This window comes from Streptomyces sp. NPDC002853 (genome assembly GCF_053591915.1).
This window is the reverse complement of sequence record NZ_JBSFUS010000007.1, coordinates 220200-236214: the sequence shown is the minus strand read 5'-3', so window position 1 is coordinate 236214 and position 16015 is coordinate 220200. Positions and strand designations below refer to the sequence as shown.

The window sequence follows — 16015 nt, the reverse complement described above, 5'->3', positions numbered from 1 at the left end:
CAAAGCCCCGCGCGGCCGCGGAACCCTGCGCCGCCGCGGAGTTCCGCCACCTGCGGACCGCGCCCCGTCACCCGTACTCCCAACTCCCCTCGCCCACCTGCTCCCGGGCGATCCTGCGCCACTCCCGCACGCCGCCGGGGAGCGGCCAGGCCCACGTGGGGCGGTGGGCCGTACGCAGTTCGTCGAGGCGGCGCACCAGGGCGGGTCCCGCGAACTCGGCGCCGTCGGGGACGCGCGGGCCCTGCGCTGCACGCAGCGCGGTGAACCGCTCGAGTTCCGTCTCGTACGTCGCCACCGCCCGCTCCGTGCCGGAGTCCACCTCGTCCCGCGGAACGGTCCGTCGCAGTTCCAGGACCGGCGGCTCCACGGATTCGGCGATCGCCGCGGCCAGTCGGGCGTGCCCGTCCAGGACGAGGTGGCTGTCGAGACCGCTCACCCACCAGAGCAGGACCGGCGGCAGCGTGCCGTCCCTCGCCTGCTTGCGGTAGGCCTTGACCCTGGGGTCGTCGGCGTCGGGCATCGCCCTGAGCGGAAGAATCTCCCATGAGCCGTTGTGGATGAACCACTCGATGTACCCATCGGGATCACCCTCGATGAGGAGCGAGTTCCAGTACTCACCGGGTGACGCGCCATGGCGATTCGGGCAGCGACGCAGCAGCGGGTCCGGGGAGAGCACCCAACGCCCGTCGTGCAGGGGGCTGTCGGGCGTCGTCGCGAGCAAGGTCGCGAAGTGGTGGCCCCAGCGCTCCGCCGAGCCCTCGAAGGCGCGGGCCATGTGTGCGCGCAGGGGTGGGACCAAGGGGCGGCGGCGCCCGGTCCGCCAGAAGTCGACTCCGTCGCGGTCCGGGTCCACCACGGCAAGGAGCAGCGGATCCGCGGTCGCCCCTTGCGTCAGGAGCAGACGGTTCCCGGCGGTCCAGAGGCACATCTCGGGTCGTGGCCGATCACGCACCTCCAGGAGCAGGCCGCTCCAGGCACCGTCGGTTCGGGTGAGGTTCGTACGGCGCACACCCGGGCGCGGACCGGTCGATCCCGTGCTGGACATGAACAAGTCGCCTCTCCCCCAGCGCCGATGGCCTGAACTGGATCGTACGTGCGAGTGCGCTCGCCCCTTCTTCGCTGCAATGATCAAACGCACTGGTGAGGAGAGTGAGAGGGGCAGCACGTGCGCGTAATCGGGCTCATGTCGGGGACTTCGTACGATGCCATCGACGCGGCGGCGGCCGACCTGACGATCGACGGCGATCGCCTGCTGCTCTCCCCGCTGGGCCTGATCACCCGCGGGTACGACGAGGAGTTGCGCACGGCGCTCGCCGCCGCGCTGCCGCCCGCCGCCACCACGCTGGCGGACGTGTGCCGCCTCGACACCCGCATCGGTCAGGCCTTCGCCACCGCGGCGGCCGAGGCCGATCGTGAGCTGTGCGACGGGCGCGCCGAGTTGGTCGCGTCGCACGGCCAGACGGTCTACCACTGGGTGGCGGACGGCCAGGTGCACGGCACGCTCCAGATCGGGCAGCCCGCCTGGATCGCCGAGGCGACGGGCCTTCCGGTGGTCGCCGATTTCCGCCCCCGTGACATCGCCGCGGGCGGCCAGGGCGCACCCCTGGTCAGCATCGTCGACCAGATGTGGCTGCGCGGCAGGCCCGGCGCCCCCGCCGCACTGAATCTGGGCGGCATCGCCAACATCACCGCCGCGGACGGCACCGCCTTCGACACCGGTCCCGCGAACGCGCTCATCGATGCCGCCGTGCGCGAGCTGACCCGGGAGCGGCTCACGTACGACATGGACGGCGAGATGGCCGCGCGCGGCGCCGTCGACGAGGGGCTGCTCGCGGTGCTGCTGCGCGAGCCGTACTACGCGCGCCCCGCCCCGAAGACCACCGGCAAGGAGCTCTTCCATCTGCCCTATCTGCGGGCGGCCCTCGCCGGGTACGAGACGCTCGCCCCGCAGGACGTCATCGCCACCCTCACCCTCCTGACCGCCCGGACGGTGGCCGACGCCGTCAGGTCGGTGGACGCCTCCGAGGTCATCGCTTCCGGCGGCGGCACCCGAAATCCGACGCTGATGGCGTTCCTGCGGGCCGAGTTGGGGGGCAAGGTCCCGGTGCGCACGTCCGATGAGCTCGGTCTGCCGTCCGCGGCGAAGGAGGCGTACGCCTTCGCGGTCCTCGGTTTCCTGACGGCGCACGGGCTGCCGGGGACGGTGCCGGAGAGTACGGGTGCGCGGCATGCGAGCGTGCTGGGGTCGATCACTCCGGGCCGGGCCGGCGTGCGGGTGCCCGCTCCTGAGGGCGGCGGCCCGGTGCGGCTGGTGGTGGACGGACGGGTGCGGTGAACTTGCCGCCTCCCGCAAGGAGTACAGCGGCGCGCGGCAGCCGAACGGTGACCTTTGTCGTGGCCCCCTCTCATGCCGCTTTCACCGAATGCTCATACCCTGACGCCCATGACCCAGGTAACCCCTCCCGGCTGGTACCCCGACCCCGGCCAGACAACTGACGGCCCCCGTACCGAACGCTGGTGGGACGGGAACGTATGGACGGACCAGGTCCGCGCGGTGGGATCCGCCGCCGGGTGGAGCGGTTCCGCCCCGGCGACTCCCCCGGCCTATCCGCCCGGCGCCCCGACGGGTGCCCCGGGCGCATACGCCGCCTACCCCTCCTCTCCGGGCCAGCCCACCGCTCCTCGGCGCGGCCTGCGCACAGGCATAGCCATAGGCGTGGCCCTGGTGGTCCTGGCCGGGATAGGCGGCGGCGTCTACTTCCTGACCGCCGATGACGACGGGGACGGCGACAACACCGCCAAGAACCCCTCGTCCTCCGCCCCTTCGAAGCCCGGCGCTCCGCAGGACCCTCAGGACCCGCAGGACCCCGAGCAGTCCAAGCCGCCGGGCGGCGGCTCGGCCCCGCCGTCGGAGGAGGGGTACGCCACCGACCCCCTCAGCGGCATCAGCCTCCCGGTGCCGGACGGCTGGACCGGCGCGGCCGGCCAGAGCGGCGGCGCCTCGGTGACCACGGGGCCCTACCCCTGCCCCAGGGACACCGCCAAGACCTGCTCGCGCGGCGGCGCGTACGCCGGACTCGCCGAGGGTTTCAAGATCGACGAAAAGACGGCGGAGGCGGCCGCCAAGGCCGACATCTCCGTCAATGCCAAGGAGTCGTACGGCGGCAAGACCTACGGGAAGATCACCTCGCACAAGGAGCTGGAGTCCAAGGCGGTCACCGTGGCCGGCCAGAAGGGCTACCTCGTGCGCTGGAAGGCCGTCACCGAGAAGAGCGACGACGGGTACGTCCAGTCGCTGGCCTTCCCCTCTCCCACCCTGAAGTCGAAGCTCGTCATCGTCCGCTTCGGCATCGACGTGAACGACAAGTCCCCGAAGCTGTCCGTCATGGACGAGATCACCAAGGGGATCAAGGCCGCGTCGGGCGGCGGGGGCGGCAACGGCCGGGAGGTCTGACGGGCGCCGGGAACGTCAGAGCCGGGCGGCCGGAACCACGAGGGTTCCGCCCGCCCGGCCAAGAGCGGCCACGCCACCCCCGTCCCCACGGTGCGGCGCGCCAGGCGGATCGGGGCCCGTCATCCACCGGGCCCCGGTCCACGATCAGGTGGCTCTGGTCAGGCCCAGTGCGGGCAGCACGCACGCCTCCACGAAGTCGGACAGGTACGCCTCGTCCGCTTGCTTGCCCTCCAGGACGGGCCGGGCCCGGACCACGCCCATGAGCTGAGCCGTGATGAATCTGGTGGCCGGATGGTCCGCGGCGATCTCGCCCCGGGCCACCCCGCGCTCGATCACCTCGTCGAGCGCCTTCGTCTCGGGCTCGACCAGCGCTTCGCGCAGCGCGCTGCGCAGGTCCTCGTCCTGGAGCACCGCGTGGCTCAGCGCCTGCACCAGCATGCTGTCCCGCGTCGACCACTCCCCCGCGGCCCGCGCCGCCTCGCGCAGATCACCGGCGAGCGTGCCGGTGTCGATGCCCGCGAACCGCACGCAGCGATTGGCGCGCAGCGCGGCGGCCACGAACTGGGGCTTGGTCTTCCACTGACGGTAGAGGGTGGACTTGCTGCACCGGGTGGTCGCGGCCACGCCCTCCATGGTCACGGCGTCGTACCCGCACTCGCGGAGCTGGTCGAGGACGGCCTCGTAGAACTCCTGCTCACGCTCGGGCGTGATCTTGGAGCGGCGCGAGGAGCCCGTGGGGTCCGTCGTGCCTGCTTCTGCTGCCCGGTCCGGCGACGTCATGGCTCTTCTCCTCGATGCGGCGGCTTCGACCGACCCTATCGATACGCCAGTGTACCGGTACGCCCGCGTATCGGTACACTGGCGTATCGGTACACTGGCGTATCGATGAGTGCGGCGCTCCACGACTGCAACGACCGCGCGAGGCGCTTCCCACTCACTACCCGCACCACCCAGTCGTCACGTAAAGGGGCCGGGGGATGGAATCCCGAACCGAGCCTGCCGAAAGGGAACCGGACATAGCCGTCCGGGAGCCGGACACATCTGCCCGACCGCCCCTCGTCCGCGAGCTCCTCCTCGTCGTAGGACTTTTCCTCGTCTACAAGTTCGGCAGGCAGCTGGCCAACGGCCACACCGGTGAGGCCTTCCGCAACGCCCACCACGTGTGGGACGCCGAACGCACCCTGCACCTGCCGGGCGAGGGCGCCGTACAGCACGCGCTGCTCAGCAGCGACACCCTGGTGCACATCGCGAACACCTACTACGCGACCGTGCACTTCCCGGCCACCGCGCTCTTCCTGATCTGGCTCTACCTGCGCCGGCCCCGGCACTACGTGTGGAGCCGCCGGGTGCTCGCCGCGCTGACCGCGGCGGCCCTCGTGCTGCACCTGACCTTCCCGCTGGCACCGCCCCGGATGCTGGAGGCGACCGGCCTCGTGGACACCGGGCAGGTGTACGGGCCGACCGTGTACGGCGCCACCCCGCGGACCGACTCGATGGCCAACCAGTTCGCCGCCATGCCGTCCCTGCACTTCGGATGGGCGCTGATGCTCGCCGTCGGTCTCATCGTCGCGACCTCCTCACGGTGGCGCTGGCTGTGGCTGCTGCACCCGCTGATCACCCTGCTCGTGGTCGTCGGGACCGCCAACCACTACTGGCTCGACGCCCTCGTGGTGACCGCGCTGCTCGGCATCGCGCTCGCCGTGATCAAGCTGCCGGATCCCGCGCGCTCGCGTGTCGTGCGGCGGTACGCGCCGACGCGCGAGCTGGCCGCTCCCGGGGTCCGCCGATGAACGCCACCCTCCTCGCCGTCGCGCTCTCGCTCGTCTCGGCCGCCGCGTACGCCTGTGCCGCCGTGGCCCAGGAACGCCTCGCCACCCGCATCACGGACTCCGGCAACGGCTTCCTGCGGCTGCTCGGCAGCGGTCCCTGGTGGTCGTCGGTCGGGCTCAACGCGTCCGCGGCCCTGCTCCACGTGGCGGCCCTGAAGTACGGTCCGCTGACCCTGGTGCAGCCGCTCGGCGCGCTCACCCTGGTCGCCGCCGTGCCGCTGGGCGCCCGCCTCGCGGGACGGCGCGTCACCCCGCCGGAGTGGCGAGGCACCGGGCTCACCCTCATCGGCCTCGGCGCCCTGCTCCTCACCGCTACCGGGCCCGCGCCCGACGACACGCTGACCCTGACGGAGGCGCTGGCCGTCGCGGGCGTCACGATGGCCGTGATCGGCATGCTCTCCCGTCCCGGTACACGGCCGGGGCTGCGTCACGCGACCGCTTCCGGGTTCGCCTCCGGCGTCGCTTCCGCGCTCACCCAGACCGTGACGGTCGCCGCGACGGACCGCTCGGGTCCGCTGCTCGGCCCGCAGGTGATCGTCGTGGCGCTGCTCGTCGCCGCGTTCGCCGTGGGCGGGCTCCTCCTGTCCCAGACCGCGTATCGCGGGGGCCTCGGGGCACCACTGGCCGTCGTCACCCTGGCCAATCCGGTGGCCGCCGCCGTCATCGGTCTCACCCTGCTCGGGGAGCGGCTGCAGGGAGGCGTGGCCGGACTGTTCCTGGCGGCCGGGGGCGCGGCTATCGCGGCGTACGGCGTGGTGGTCCTGACCCGCTCACCGCATGACGAGCCACACGCGAAGGCACCCTCGGAGCTGCCTTCGGAGCTGCCCTCGGAGCTGCCTTCGGAGGACTTCCTGCCGTCCATCCCAAGCCAGTCGGAACCAGTGGCACTGCACCTGTCGTAGCCCGGAAACGGCATCGGCGGCGCCCCGGATCCAGGGCGCCGCCGATGCCGTTTCCGAGAGGAACAACCTCACCCGAAGCCGCGGGAGTCCTGCTTCAGGGCCGTGTCCACCGTCAGAGCCGTCGCAACGACGAGGCTCAGGAGCGGCTCGGGCAGCTGGTAGTGGATCTGCAGGACGTAGTTGTCCGCGGTCGTGAACATCGTCTTGGCGAGGCCTTCCCAGGTCTTCGTGATCCGGGCGACCTCGTTGTCCGCGTGGTCGACGATCGAGAAGTTCCAGGCGCGCCAGTTCTCGGCCTTGATCGCGCCGGCCTGCTGGCCGTTCACCATGATCGCGAAGTTGATCTTGCCGATCATGTTCTGCTGGACGATCTCACCGATCGGCTGACCATCGGGGCGCTCGACGATGACCCGCGACTTCACGAATTTGCGGGGGCGGGTCAGGTTGAGCACCGGCTGGCCGTACGCGTCACGGATCTCGAGCTTGTGCGTCATGAACTGGTCGACGCTGGAGACGAAGCGCGCGACCTTCTTCAGCGTGCTCTGACCGACCTGCACGACCGAGCCGAGCGTGTTGCCCGCCTGGTCCATCACGCTGTACTCGTTCGTCAGCTCGATGAGCTTGGCCTTCTGGTTCACGACCAGGACCGGCTCGGTGAAGAGCGAGCCGCCGCCCTGCGCCGTGGGCGTGACGCCCGCCTGCTGCTGGACCTGACGCTGCACCTTGGCCGGGTCCGCCTGCGGGGCCCCCTGCTGGGGGTGGCCGTACTGCGCCTGCTGCGGAGCCTGCTGCGGGACCGCCTGCTGACCGAACTGCCCCTGCTGCTGGCCGAACTGAGCCTGCGGCTGGGCGTACGCGCCCTGCGGCTGCTGGGCCGGCTGTTGCTGGGCCGAGGGGGCCTGCTGCGGGACCTGCTGAGGCTGGGCCTGCTGGGCCTGCGCGGGCTGACCACCGGCCTGCTGGCTCGGGTTGGTGTGCTGGGTCCACTGGGACCCGTCCCACCAGCGCAGCAGCTGGGGCGCGCCCTGGGGGTCCGGATACCAGCCTGCAGGAGTGTTCGATTGCGTTGTCACCCGGGCACACTACCCCGCGAATGGGGGCGCTTCGCCAGCCCCTCGCGCCCCCTGCGAAGCACGACAGCGGCACGCTGGTGGACACGAGGAGTTCGACTGCCACCCCCACCTGCGAGGACGGCGGTCACCATGTCGCGGCCCCCAGGTCAGACGCGCACCTCGACCGTCAGCCGCGGCTCCCCCTCGCGCGTCTCCACGGTCCCGACCCGGCCCGCGGCCCGCACGTCCGCCTGTGCGAGCTCGAAGCGGTCCAGGCTCGCACGCGGCCCGAGGACCACCAGTCCCGCGACCTCCGCCCGCATGGAGAGCCGGGCCTCCGACTTCGCCCTGCGGATCGCCGCGATGACCTCCGAGGCCGTCGCGAGGACCGAGGCGTCCGCTCCTTCGGGGACCTGAGGGATGGGCCACGCGGCGCGGTGGACGGAACCCTTGGCGTACCAGGACCACACCTCCTCCGTGACGAAGGGCAGGACCGGCGCCAACAGGCGGACCAGTGCGTCGAGAACGGTCCGCAGCGTCGCGCGCGCCGACTGCGTCCCCGCGTCCTCGTCCTGGTCGCCGTACGCCCGCGCCTTCACCAGCTCCACGTAGTCGTCGCAGAAGCGCCAGAAGAAGCGTTCCGTACGCTCCAGCGCCCGCGCGTAGTCGAAGGCGTCGAAGGCGGCCGTCGCCTCCTCGACGGTGGCGGCGAGTTCGGCGAGCACCGCCCGGTCCAGCGGTTCGGTGACCGGAGCCGGGTCCGCGGGACCGGCCGCTTCACCGAGGCTCAGGACGAACTTGCCGACGTTCAGGAGCTTGGTCGCCAGGCGGCGGCCGACCTTCATCTGGCCGACGTCGAACGCCGTGTCCGTGCCGGGCCGTCCGCTCGCCGCCCAGTAGCGGACCGCGTCCGAGCCATGCCGCACGAGCAGGTCCCCGGGCGTGACCGCGTTCGACTTCGTCTTCGACATCTTCTTGCGGTGGGGGTCGAGGATCCAGCCGGAGATCGCGGCATGCCGCCACGGCAGCTCCCCTTGCTCGGCGTGAGCGCGCACCACCGTCGAGAACAGCCAGGTACGGATGATCTCGTGGGCCTGCGGCCGGACGTCCATCGGGAAGACCCGCGCGAACAGGTCCGGGTCCGAGCGCCAGCCACCGGCGATCTGCGGGGTGAGCGAGGAGGTGGCCCAGGTGTCCATCACGTCCGGGTCGCCGGTGAAGCCGTGCGGCTCGCCTCGCTGGGCGTCCTCATACCCGGGCGGCGTTTCCGCGCTCGGATCGACGGGCAGAGCGCGAGTGTCCGGGACGATCGGGCGGGTGTGATCGGGCTGGGCATTGCCGTCCAGCGGGTACCAGACCGGGATCGGGACGCCGAAGAAGCGCTGCCGGCTGACCAGCCAGTCACCGTTCAGGCCGCCGACCCAGTTCTCGTAACGCACCCGCATGTGCGGCGGATGCCAGGTCAACTCGCCGCCGCGCGCCATGAGTTCATCCCGCAGGCGCTCGTCGCGGCCGCCGTTGCGCAGGTACCACTGCCGGGTGGTGACGATCTCCAGGGGCCGGTCGCCCTTTTCGTAGAACTTCACTGCGTGCGTGATGGGCCGCGGCTCACCCTCCAGTTCGCCGCCGGCCCGCAGCAACTCCACGATCCGCTCCCGTGCGGTGTGCGCGGTGGCGCCCGCCAGCTTCGTGTACGCGGCGACGGCCTCCGCCGACTCGACACCGCTCGGCGGCTGCGCCAGGAAGCGGCCGTCCCAGCCGATCACCGGGCGTGTGGCGAGGCGCAGTTCACGCCACCAGGTCACGTCGGCCGTGTCACCGAACGTGCAGATCATCGCGATTCCCGTGCCCTTGTCCGGGACAGCGGCGCGGTGGGCGACGACGGGCACCTCAAACGCCGAAGAGCGGGGTGCGGACCGTCGTGCCGATCAGGTCCCTGTGGCGCTCGTCGTCGGGGTGGACGACCAGAGCGACGCAGGCCGGAAGGAGTTCGGGCCGGGTGGTGTCGATGGTGACCGGCCTGCCGTCGGAGCCGTGGAAGGTGAGCCGGTGGTAGGCGCCTGGCCGCTCCCTGTCCTCCAGTTCGGCCTGCGCGACGGCCGTGCGGTAAGTGATGTCCCACAGGGTGGGCGCCTCGGCGATGTACGCCTCGCCGCGCGCCAGGTTGTTGAGGAACGCGAGCTGCGCGGTGGCGCGCGCCTCGGTGCCGATCGTCCGGTACGTACGCGACCAGTCGACGGACAGACCGAGCAGCCGCCACAGCTCCTCGAAGGCTTTCTCGTCCTCGATGGTGAGCCGCTCGCACAGTTCGATGAAGTTGCGCCGTGAGACCGGGAGTTGGTTCTTCGGCGGCGACTCCGGCGGCCGGAACGAAGGGTCGTAGGGCAGCGCGGGGTCGCACCGGACACCGAAGTGGATCTGGACGCGGCGTTCGGTCGGCAGGCCGTTGTCGTCCCAGCCCATCGGGTAGAAGACTTCCTTGCCGCGCATGCGCTGGTAGCGGGCGACGGCGTCGGTGTGCGTGTACGAGAAGACGTGCCCGACGTGCAGGGAGCCGCTGACCGTGGGTGGCGGGGTGTCGACGGAGAAGACCTCCTCCCGCGTCCTGGTGCGGTCGAAGGCGTATACGCCGGACTCGTCCCATCGCCTCGCCCATTTCTCCTCGAGCCCGTCGAGAGAGGGTTTGTCGGGGGCGCCGTCCGCGCTGGTGCGATGGGGAAAGGTCATGCCTCCGCATGCTAAGCGCGGGCGGGACGCACCGGCCTCCGGTTTTCCGGCGGGAGCGGCGGCCCCAGGTGCTCACGCGCGTGGGGCCGCCGCTCCTAGGGCCGCCGAATGGTCAGGCGGAGATGATCGCCGGGTCGCTGACGCCCGCCTGGCCGTTCTCCACGTGCCCGGAGAAGCGCCGCAGGAAGCCGGCGTCGGCGTCGGACTTCACCGTCACGTCGTACCAGCGCTTGCTCGCCCGCAGGTCGACGGTGTGCTCGACGGTGCCGCCCGCCTTCACCTTGAACGTCTGGGCGGCGCCGCCGTAGGCGTTGGAGACGCTGAGGTTCACGTCGGCCGTGCCCGCGTTCTTCAGCGTCAGCCTGAGGTTGCCGGTTGCCTTGTCGTGGCGGGCGGTGACCTCGGGGCCCGCGGTCTTGCCGGGTCCCTTGAAGACGCGCAGGAAGCCGTTCGGCCCGAACACCGACAGGTCGTACGCACCCTTCGAGTACGCCGCGTTCCAGGTGTCGGAGATCTTCTTGCCCGCCTCCGTGGTGTACGTCCAGGGCCCGTCCGTGCGGTTGCCGGAGCGGACGTGGAAGCAGACGCCGGCCGCGTCGCCGCCGCTGAAGGTGAGCGTGAACTTGCCGTCGGCGGGCGTCGCGGCTCCGTCCACCAGGGGTGCGTACGGCAGCGGGCGCGCGGGCCGGGAGCCGGACTCCTGCTTGGGCAGGTTCGCTTTCGCGGGGGCCTTGGGCACGTAGTCGGGGTGGCGCTCCTTGTCCGGCGGCTCGTAGGCGGAGGTGTCCGGCATCTCGTCGGGGTCCATGTCCCTGCCGCTGAAGTCGAAGGCAGAGGTCAGGTCGCCGCAGATGGCGCGGCGCCACGGCGAGATGTTCGGCTCACGGACACCGAAGCGCTTCTCCATGAACCGGATGATCGATGTGTGGTCGAAGACCTCGGAGTTCACGAAGCCGCCGGTGCTCCACGGCGAGACGACGACCATCGGGACACGCTGGCCGAGGCCGTAGTGTCCCGCGGCGTACTGCGCGTTGCCGGGGAAGTGGTCGAGGGCCGTGTCGACGGTGGACTTGCCCTGGTTGGCGTCCTTGGGGACGTACGGCGGCACGACGTGGTCGAAGTAGCCGTCGTTCTCGTCGTACGTGATGAAGAGGGCCGTCTTGGCCCACACCTCGGGGTTGGAGGTGAGCGCGTCCAGGACCTGCGCGATGTACCACGCGCCGAAGTTCGCCGGCCAGTTCGGGTGCTCGGTGAAGGCCTCGGGCGCGGCGATGTAGGAGACCTGCGGCAGCTTGTCGGCCTTCACGTCGGCCTTCAGGATGTCGAAGTACCCGTCGCCCGCCTTCACGTTCGTGCCGGTGCGCGCCTTGTCGTAGAGGGGGTCGCCGGGCTTGGCGTTGCGGTACTTGTTGAAGTAGAGCAGCGAGTTGTCGCCGTAGTTCCCGCGGTAGGCGTCATCGATCCAGCCCCAGTGCCCGGCCTTGTCCAGGCCGTCGCCGATGTCCTGGTAGACCTTCCACGAGACCCCGGCCTGCTCCAGGCGCTCGGCGTACGTCGTCCAGTCGTAGCCCAATTCCTGGTTGCCGAGGACGGGGCCGCCGCCCTTGCCGTCGTTGCCGACGTGGCCCGTCAGCATGTAGTAGCGGTTGGGGTCGGTGGCCCCCATGAACGAACAGTGGTAGTCGTCGCAGACGGTGAACGCGTCGGCGAGGGCGTAGTGGAACGGGATGTCGTCGCGCGTCAGGTAGGCCATCGTCCGCTCGGACTTGGCGGCGATCCAGTTGTCGTACTTGCCGCCGGCGAAGGCGCTGTGGCCGCCCGCCCAGTCGTGGTCGAGGCCCGCGATGAACTGCATGCCGAGGTCTTCGGCGTCCGGGTGGAAGGGCAGCACTTCCTTGCCGCCGCCCGACTGGTTCCAGACGGGTTTGCCGCTGGGCAGCGTCACGGGGCGCGGGTCACCGAAGCCGCGTACGCCCTTCATCGTGCCGAAGTAGTGGTCGAATGAACGGTTCTCCTGCATCAGGACGATGACGTGCTCGACGTCCTCTATGGAACCGGAGCGGCGCTGTGCGGGCAGAGAGGCTGCGCGGGCGATGCTCTGCGAGAGCGACGCGAAGGCCGCGGTGCCTCCGGCGAGTTGCATGAACCGGCGCCGATTGAGTTCTGGCATGAGTGGATTCGACCTCGTGGTGTGGGGTGTGGGGGGCGTGAGCGGGTGAAGTGTGTCAAGGGGAGCAATGATCAGGGAAGGGGCCGTGACCTGGATGTGAAGAGAAGTCCAACCCTTGGTGCGCAGGACACAAGGCCTGACCTTATGGGGGTCGAAGTCCCATATTTGACACATGTGAACCCGCGCGCCTGACCAGCCCGAAGGCACGGCCCCGTCAGCTCGTGAGGACGACGAGCTGCTGGGTCGCCCGGGTCATCGCCACATAGCGGTCGACCGCGCCTTCGACGCCCTCGCCGAAGTGGTCCGGGTCGACGAGGACGACCAGGTCGAACTCGAGTCCCTTCGCGAGCTCCGGGGTCAGTGACCGGACGCGGGACGTCTCCCGGAAGTCGGGATCGCCGATGACACAGGCGATCCCGTCGGCGTGGGCGGCGAGCCAGCCGTCGAGGACCTCGTCCAGCTCCGTCACCGGCCCGTGCACCACGGGGATGCCGCTGCTGCGCACGGAGGTCGGCACGTTGGCGTCCGGGAGCGCGGCCCGGATGACCGGCTCGGCCTCCGTCATGACCTCTTCCGGCGTCCGGTAGTTGACGCTCAGGGAGGCCACCTCGATCCGGTCGAGCCCGATCCGCTCAAGGCGCTCCTGCCAGGACTCCGTGAAGCCGTGCCTGGCCTGCGCGCGGTCGCCGACGATGGTGAAGCTGCGGGACGGGCAGCGCAGCAGCAGCATCTGCCACTCCGCGTCCGTCAGTTCCTGGGCCTCGTCCACCACGACGTGCGCGAACGGGCCCGCGAGGCGGTCCGGGTCGGCGGGCGGCAGCTCGGACTCGTCGACCAGGCTGACCTGGGCGTCCTTGCCACGCAACATCGTCACCAGGCCCTCGCCGTCGTCACCGTCGGCGCCGGAGGCGGACGCGGCGTCGATCAGGTTGTCGACGACCTGCGCCATCTGCTCGCGCTGCGCGGCGAGGATCGCCTCGTGCCGCCGCTTCTGCCGGACCGCCTCGGGGTCTCCGAGCCGCTGGCGTGCCGCGTCAAGGAGCGGCAGGTCGGAGACAGTCCAGGCCTGCGGAGCCGCCTTGCGCAGCAGCGTGCGCACCTCGTCCCGGTCGAGCCAGGGGGCGCACATCCGCAGGTAGGCGGAGTTCGACCACAGGTCGCCGACGAGGTCGGCCGCTTCGAGCAGCGGCCATGCCTGGTGCAGGGTGGTGACCAGCTCCTCGTCGTGCCGCAGCGCCCGCTCGAAGAGATCGCCGGGGACGTCGCCGCCGACCTTGTCGAGGAGGATCGCGACGAGCTCCTCCCAGATCAGCTCACGCGCCTCGTTGTGCGGTGTGCCGCGTCCCGCCGCGTCGAACGCCTCCGCCCAGTCGTCGGCGCTCAGCCGGACGTCCGCCCAGTCGGTCGAGACCGTCATCCCCTTGGTGGGCGGCTCCTCGTAGAACCTGACGGCCTTCTCGATCGCCTTCACCATGTCCGCGGACGACTTCAGGCGAGCCACCTCCGGGTCGCTCTCGGCCTGTGCCGTGGCTCCCTCGGTGACCAGGTCCTGCAGGATGCAGGTCTGCACACCCTCCTCGCCGAGGCTGGGCAGGACGTCGGCGACGTAGTTCAGGTAGGGCCGGTGCGGGCCGACGAACAGCACGCCTCCCCGGCTGTGCCCGAGGCGGGGGTCGGCGTAGAGAAGGTAGGCGGAGCGGTGCAGGGCGACGACGGTCTTGCCCGTGCCCGGACCGCCGTCGACGACAAGAGCACCGCGGGAGCCCGCCCGGATGATGGCGTCCTGGTCGGACTGGATGGTGGCGAGCACGTCGCGCATCCGCGACGAGCGGTTGCCGCCCAGGCTGGCGATGAAGGCGGACTGGTCGTCGAGCGCCGCGTGCCCTTCGAGCCCGTCGGCGGTGAACACCTCGTCCCAGTAGTCACTGATCCGGCCGTCGGTCCAGCGGTATCTGCGGCGGCTCGCCAGACCCATCGGGTCGGCGTGGGTCGCCGCGAAGAACGGCTCGGCCGCGGGGGCACGCCAGTCGAGCAGCAGACGGCGCCCCTCGCTGTCGGTGAGGCCGAGCCTGCCGATGTAGACGGGCTCGGGGTCGTCCGCGGTCACGATGTGTCCCAGGCACAGGTCGAGGCCGAAGCGGCTCAGGGTGCGCAGGCGGCCGGACAGGCGGTGGATCTCCAGGTCCCGGTCCATGGCCTCACGGCCGATGCCGCCGGGCGCCCTGCGCAGGTCGTCGAGACGCCCGGAAACCTCGGCGACGGTCTGCTCAAGGGTCTGTGCGACGGACGCGAAGTGCTGCTCGTCCCGGCCGATGAGCGCCGGGTCGGCCTTGGCGGCGAGGCGGGCGGGAAGGTCGAACGCTGACAGCAACGCAGGCACTTAAGGAGTCTCCCGTTTTCGCAGGTCGTGGGCTTAGGCCTGCGATTGTGCGGTACGACCGGGGCCTTGCCGCAAGCCCCCCACTGCGCTATAAATTAAGAGTGGCAAGGAGTGGGAACACCTCCTTGCCTTCTTTTTTTGTCTCGTTCTTGCCTCCTGCCGGGCCGGCGCTTCCAGCGATCGAGGAGAGTCATGACCGCACGCATCCATGGAACCGTCGCCCCGGGATTCGAGGGCGTACGCGAGGAGTTCGAGCGCAACTTCGCCGAGCGCGGCGATCTCGGGGCTTCCGTCGCGGCGACGGTCGGCGGTGAGTTCGTCGTCGATCTGTGGGGCGGGGACGCGGACCGGACGGGCACGCGCGCGTGGGAGCGCGATTCGCTGGTGAACGTGTACTCCACGACCAAGGGGATGACCGCGCTGTGCGCGCATCTGCTTGCCGACCGGGGCGAGCTCGACCTGGACGCACCCGTCGCCCGCTACTGGCCGGAGTTCGCCCAGGAGGGCAAGGCCGACATCCCGGTGCGCTGGCTCCTGAGCCACCGCTCCGGGGTGATCGCGCCGCGCGAGCCCATGACGCCGGACGACCTCTACGACTGGGAGAAGGTGTGCGGGGCGCTGGCCGCGACGCCGCCGTGGTGGAAGCCGGGTTCGGCGCAGGGGTACCACGCGCTGAGCTTCGGCTACCTGGTCGGTGAGGTGGTCCGGCGTATCACCGGGGTCTCGCTCGGCAGGTTCCTGCGGAGCGAGGTCACGGGACCGCTCGGCGCGGATGTGTACGTGGGCACTCCGGAGAGCGAGCACGTCCGGTGCGCGAACATGGCGAGGCCGCTCGCCTCCGACGGCCCGCGCAGCGCGCTCGGTTCCGCCCCTCCGCCCGCGCCGCCGGTGACCGCGATCGACGCCCACCCGATGGCCGTCGTCACGCTCGCCCTGCAGTACCTGCCCGTCGGTAACGTGAACAGTGCGGCCTACCGGTCCGCCGAGATCCCCGCGGCCAACGGTCACGCTTCCGCGCGCGGGCTCGCGACGGTGTACGCGGCGCTGGGAGGCGGCGAGCTGCTGAGCTCCGCGGCACTTGAGCGGGCCCGGACGCGGCAGGGCGAGCCCGATGAGCCGGACCTGGTGCTCGCGGCGGGCACGGCGTGGGGCGAGAAGTGGGACTGGGGACTCGGCTACATGCTGAACCGGTACGGGCAGGCGGGGCCCAATCCACGGGCCTTGGGGCACGGAGGTGCGGGCGGCTCCTACGCGTTCGCCGACCCCGAGAACCGGGTCTCGTACGCGTACGTGATGAACCGGATGGGCGGCGGAACCTCCGGGGAGGACTTGCGGAGCGTGCATTTGGTGGGGGCGCTGTACCGCGGGCTGGGGTAGGGCGGTAGGGGTGGCAAGGGTTGGCGATGCATGGCCAGGGGTGCGCGGCCGGGGTGCGCGGCCAGGGGTGCGCGGCCAGGGATGCGTGGCCGGGGGCGCGGGTTCGGGCGACGTAATCTGCCTC

Annotated in this window: 12 protein-coding genes; 5 read left to right on the top strand and 7 right to left on the bottom strand. The window is 71.0% G+C overall.

What is annotated here, in order from left to right; genetic code table 11:
• Nucleotides 1-67: 67 nt before the first annotated feature.
• Nucleotides 68-1045, bottom strand: a complete 978-nt coding sequence (locus ACWD02_RS20635) for a hypothetical protein (RefSeq protein ID WP_451212588.1) — start codon at nt 1043-1045, stop codon at nt 68-70.
• Between the two features lie 120 nt (nt 1046-1165).
• Between ACWD02_RS20635 and ACWD02_RS20630 the strand changes: the two genes are divergently transcribed.
• Both ACWD02_RS20630 and ACWD02_RS20625 read left to right on the top strand, forming a co-directional pair.
• Nucleotides 1166-2335: an anhydro-N-acetylmuramic acid kinase gene (locus tag ACWD02_RS20630; RefSeq protein ID WP_451212585.1), complete on the top strand. Its 1170-nt coding sequence runs from the start codon at nt 1166-1168 to the stop codon at nt 2333-2335.
• Between the two features lie 108 nt (nt 2336-2443).
• Entirely contained in the window at nt 2444-3454 is a 1011-nt protein-coding gene (locus tag ACWD02_RS20625) for a DUF2510 domain-containing protein (protein WP_451212582.1), read from the top strand.
• Between the two features lie 144 nt (nt 3455-3598).
• On the opposite strand, the gene ACWD02_RS20620 is transcribed toward ACWD02_RS20625, so the two are convergent.
• The gene (locus ACWD02_RS20620) at nt 3599-4234 is read right to left on the bottom strand and encodes a TetR/AcrR family transcriptional regulator C-terminal ligand-binding domain-containing protein (RefSeq protein ID WP_451212579.1); all 636 of its coding nucleotides are present in this window, start codon (nt 4232-4234) and stop codon (nt 3599-3601) included.
• 197 nt (nt 4235-4431) lie between these two features.
• Here ACWD02_RS20620 and ACWD02_RS20615 point away from each other — a divergent pair, with 197 nt between their 5' ends.
• Together ACWD02_RS20615 and ACWD02_RS20610 are read left to right on the top strand one after the other, a co-directional pair.
• Complete coding sequence (locus ACWD02_RS20615) at nt 4432-5244, top strand: phosphatase PAP2 family protein (protein ID WP_451212577.1); 813 nt, start codon at nt 4432-4434, stop codon at nt 5242-5244.
• Entirely contained in the window at nt 5241-6185 is a 945-nt protein-coding gene (locus tag ACWD02_RS20610; RefSeq protein ID WP_451212574.1) for a DMT family transporter, read from the top strand. The genes ACWD02_RS20615 and ACWD02_RS20610 overlap by 4 nt, the downstream gene beginning before the upstream one ends.
• A gap of 68 nt (nt 6186-6253) precedes the next feature.
• Here ACWD02_RS20610 and ACWD02_RS20605 read toward each other — a convergent pair whose 3' ends face one another.
• From ACWD02_RS20605 to helR, 5 genes are all read right to left on the bottom strand, one after another.
• Entirely contained in the window at nt 6254-7258 is a 1005-nt protein-coding gene (locus ACWD02_RS20605; protein WP_451212571.1) for a phospholipid scramblase-related protein, read from the bottom strand.
• Between the two features lie 146 nt (nt 7259-7404).
• Nucleotides 7405-9126 (bottom strand): valine--tRNA ligase, encoded by a 1722-nt coding sequence (valS, locus tag ACWD02_RS20600; RefSeq protein WP_451212568.1) that lies wholly within the window; start codon nt 9124-9126, stop codon nt 7405-7407.
• Nucleotide 9127: 1 nt separating this feature from the next.
• Nucleotides 9128-9964, bottom strand: coding sequence for a class I tRNA ligase family protein (locus ACWD02_RS20595; protein WP_451212565.1), 837 nt, complete (start codon nt 9962-9964; stop codon nt 9128-9130).
• Between the two features lie 112 nt (nt 9965-10076).
• On the bottom strand, nt 10077-12134 hold the full coding sequence (locus tag ACWD02_RS20590; protein ID WP_451212562.1) for a phosphocholine-specific phospholipase C: 2058 nt from the start codon (nt 12132-12134) through the stop codon (nt 10077-10079).
• 214 nt (nt 12135-12348) lie between these two features.
• Entirely contained in the window at nt 12349-14514 is a 2166-nt protein-coding gene (gene helR / locus ACWD02_RS20585) for an RNA polymerase recycling motor ATPase HelR (RefSeq protein ID WP_451212559.1), read from the bottom strand.
• Between the two features lie 192 nt (nt 14515-14706).
• Here helR and ACWD02_RS20580 point away from each other — a divergent pair, with 192 nt between their 5' ends.
• Entirely contained in the window at nt 14707-15891 is a 1185-nt protein-coding gene (locus ACWD02_RS20580) for a serine hydrolase domain-containing protein (protein ID WP_451212556.1), read from the top strand.
• The last annotated feature ends 124 nt before the right edge of the window (nt 15892-16015 follow it).

Coding starts and splice junctions, on each gene's coding strand:
- ACWD02_RS20580 (WP_451212556.1), top strand. CDS start 14,707: ATGACCGCACGCATCCATGGAACCGTCGCCCCGGGATTCGAGGGCGTA.
- ACWD02_RS20595 (WP_451212565.1), bottom strand. CDS start 9,964: ATGACCTTTCCCCATCGCACCAGCGCGGACGGCGCCCCCGACAAACCC.
- ACWD02_RS20615 (WP_451212577.1), top strand. CDS start 4,432: ATGGAATCCCGAACCGAGCCTGCCGAAAGGGAACCGGACATAGCCGTC.
- ACWD02_RS20635 (WP_451212588.1), bottom strand. CDS start 1,045: ATGTCCAGCACGGGATCGACCGGTCCGCGCCCGGGTGTGCGCCGTACG.
- ACWD02_RS20610 (WP_451212574.1), top strand. CDS start 5,241: ATGAACGCCACCCTCCTCGCCGTCGCGCTCTCGCTCGTCTCGGCCGCC.
- ACWD02_RS20620 (WP_451212579.1), bottom strand. CDS start 4,234: ATGACGTCGCCGGACCGGGCAGCAGAAGCAGGCACGACGGACCCCACG.
- ACWD02_RS20625 (WP_451212582.1), top strand. CDS start 2,444: ATGACCCAGGTAACCCCTCCCGGCTGGTACCCCGACCCCGGCCAGACA.
- ACWD02_RS20590 (WP_451212562.1), bottom strand. CDS start 12,134: ATGCCAGAACTCAATCGGCGCCGGTTCATGCAACTCGCCGGAGGCACC.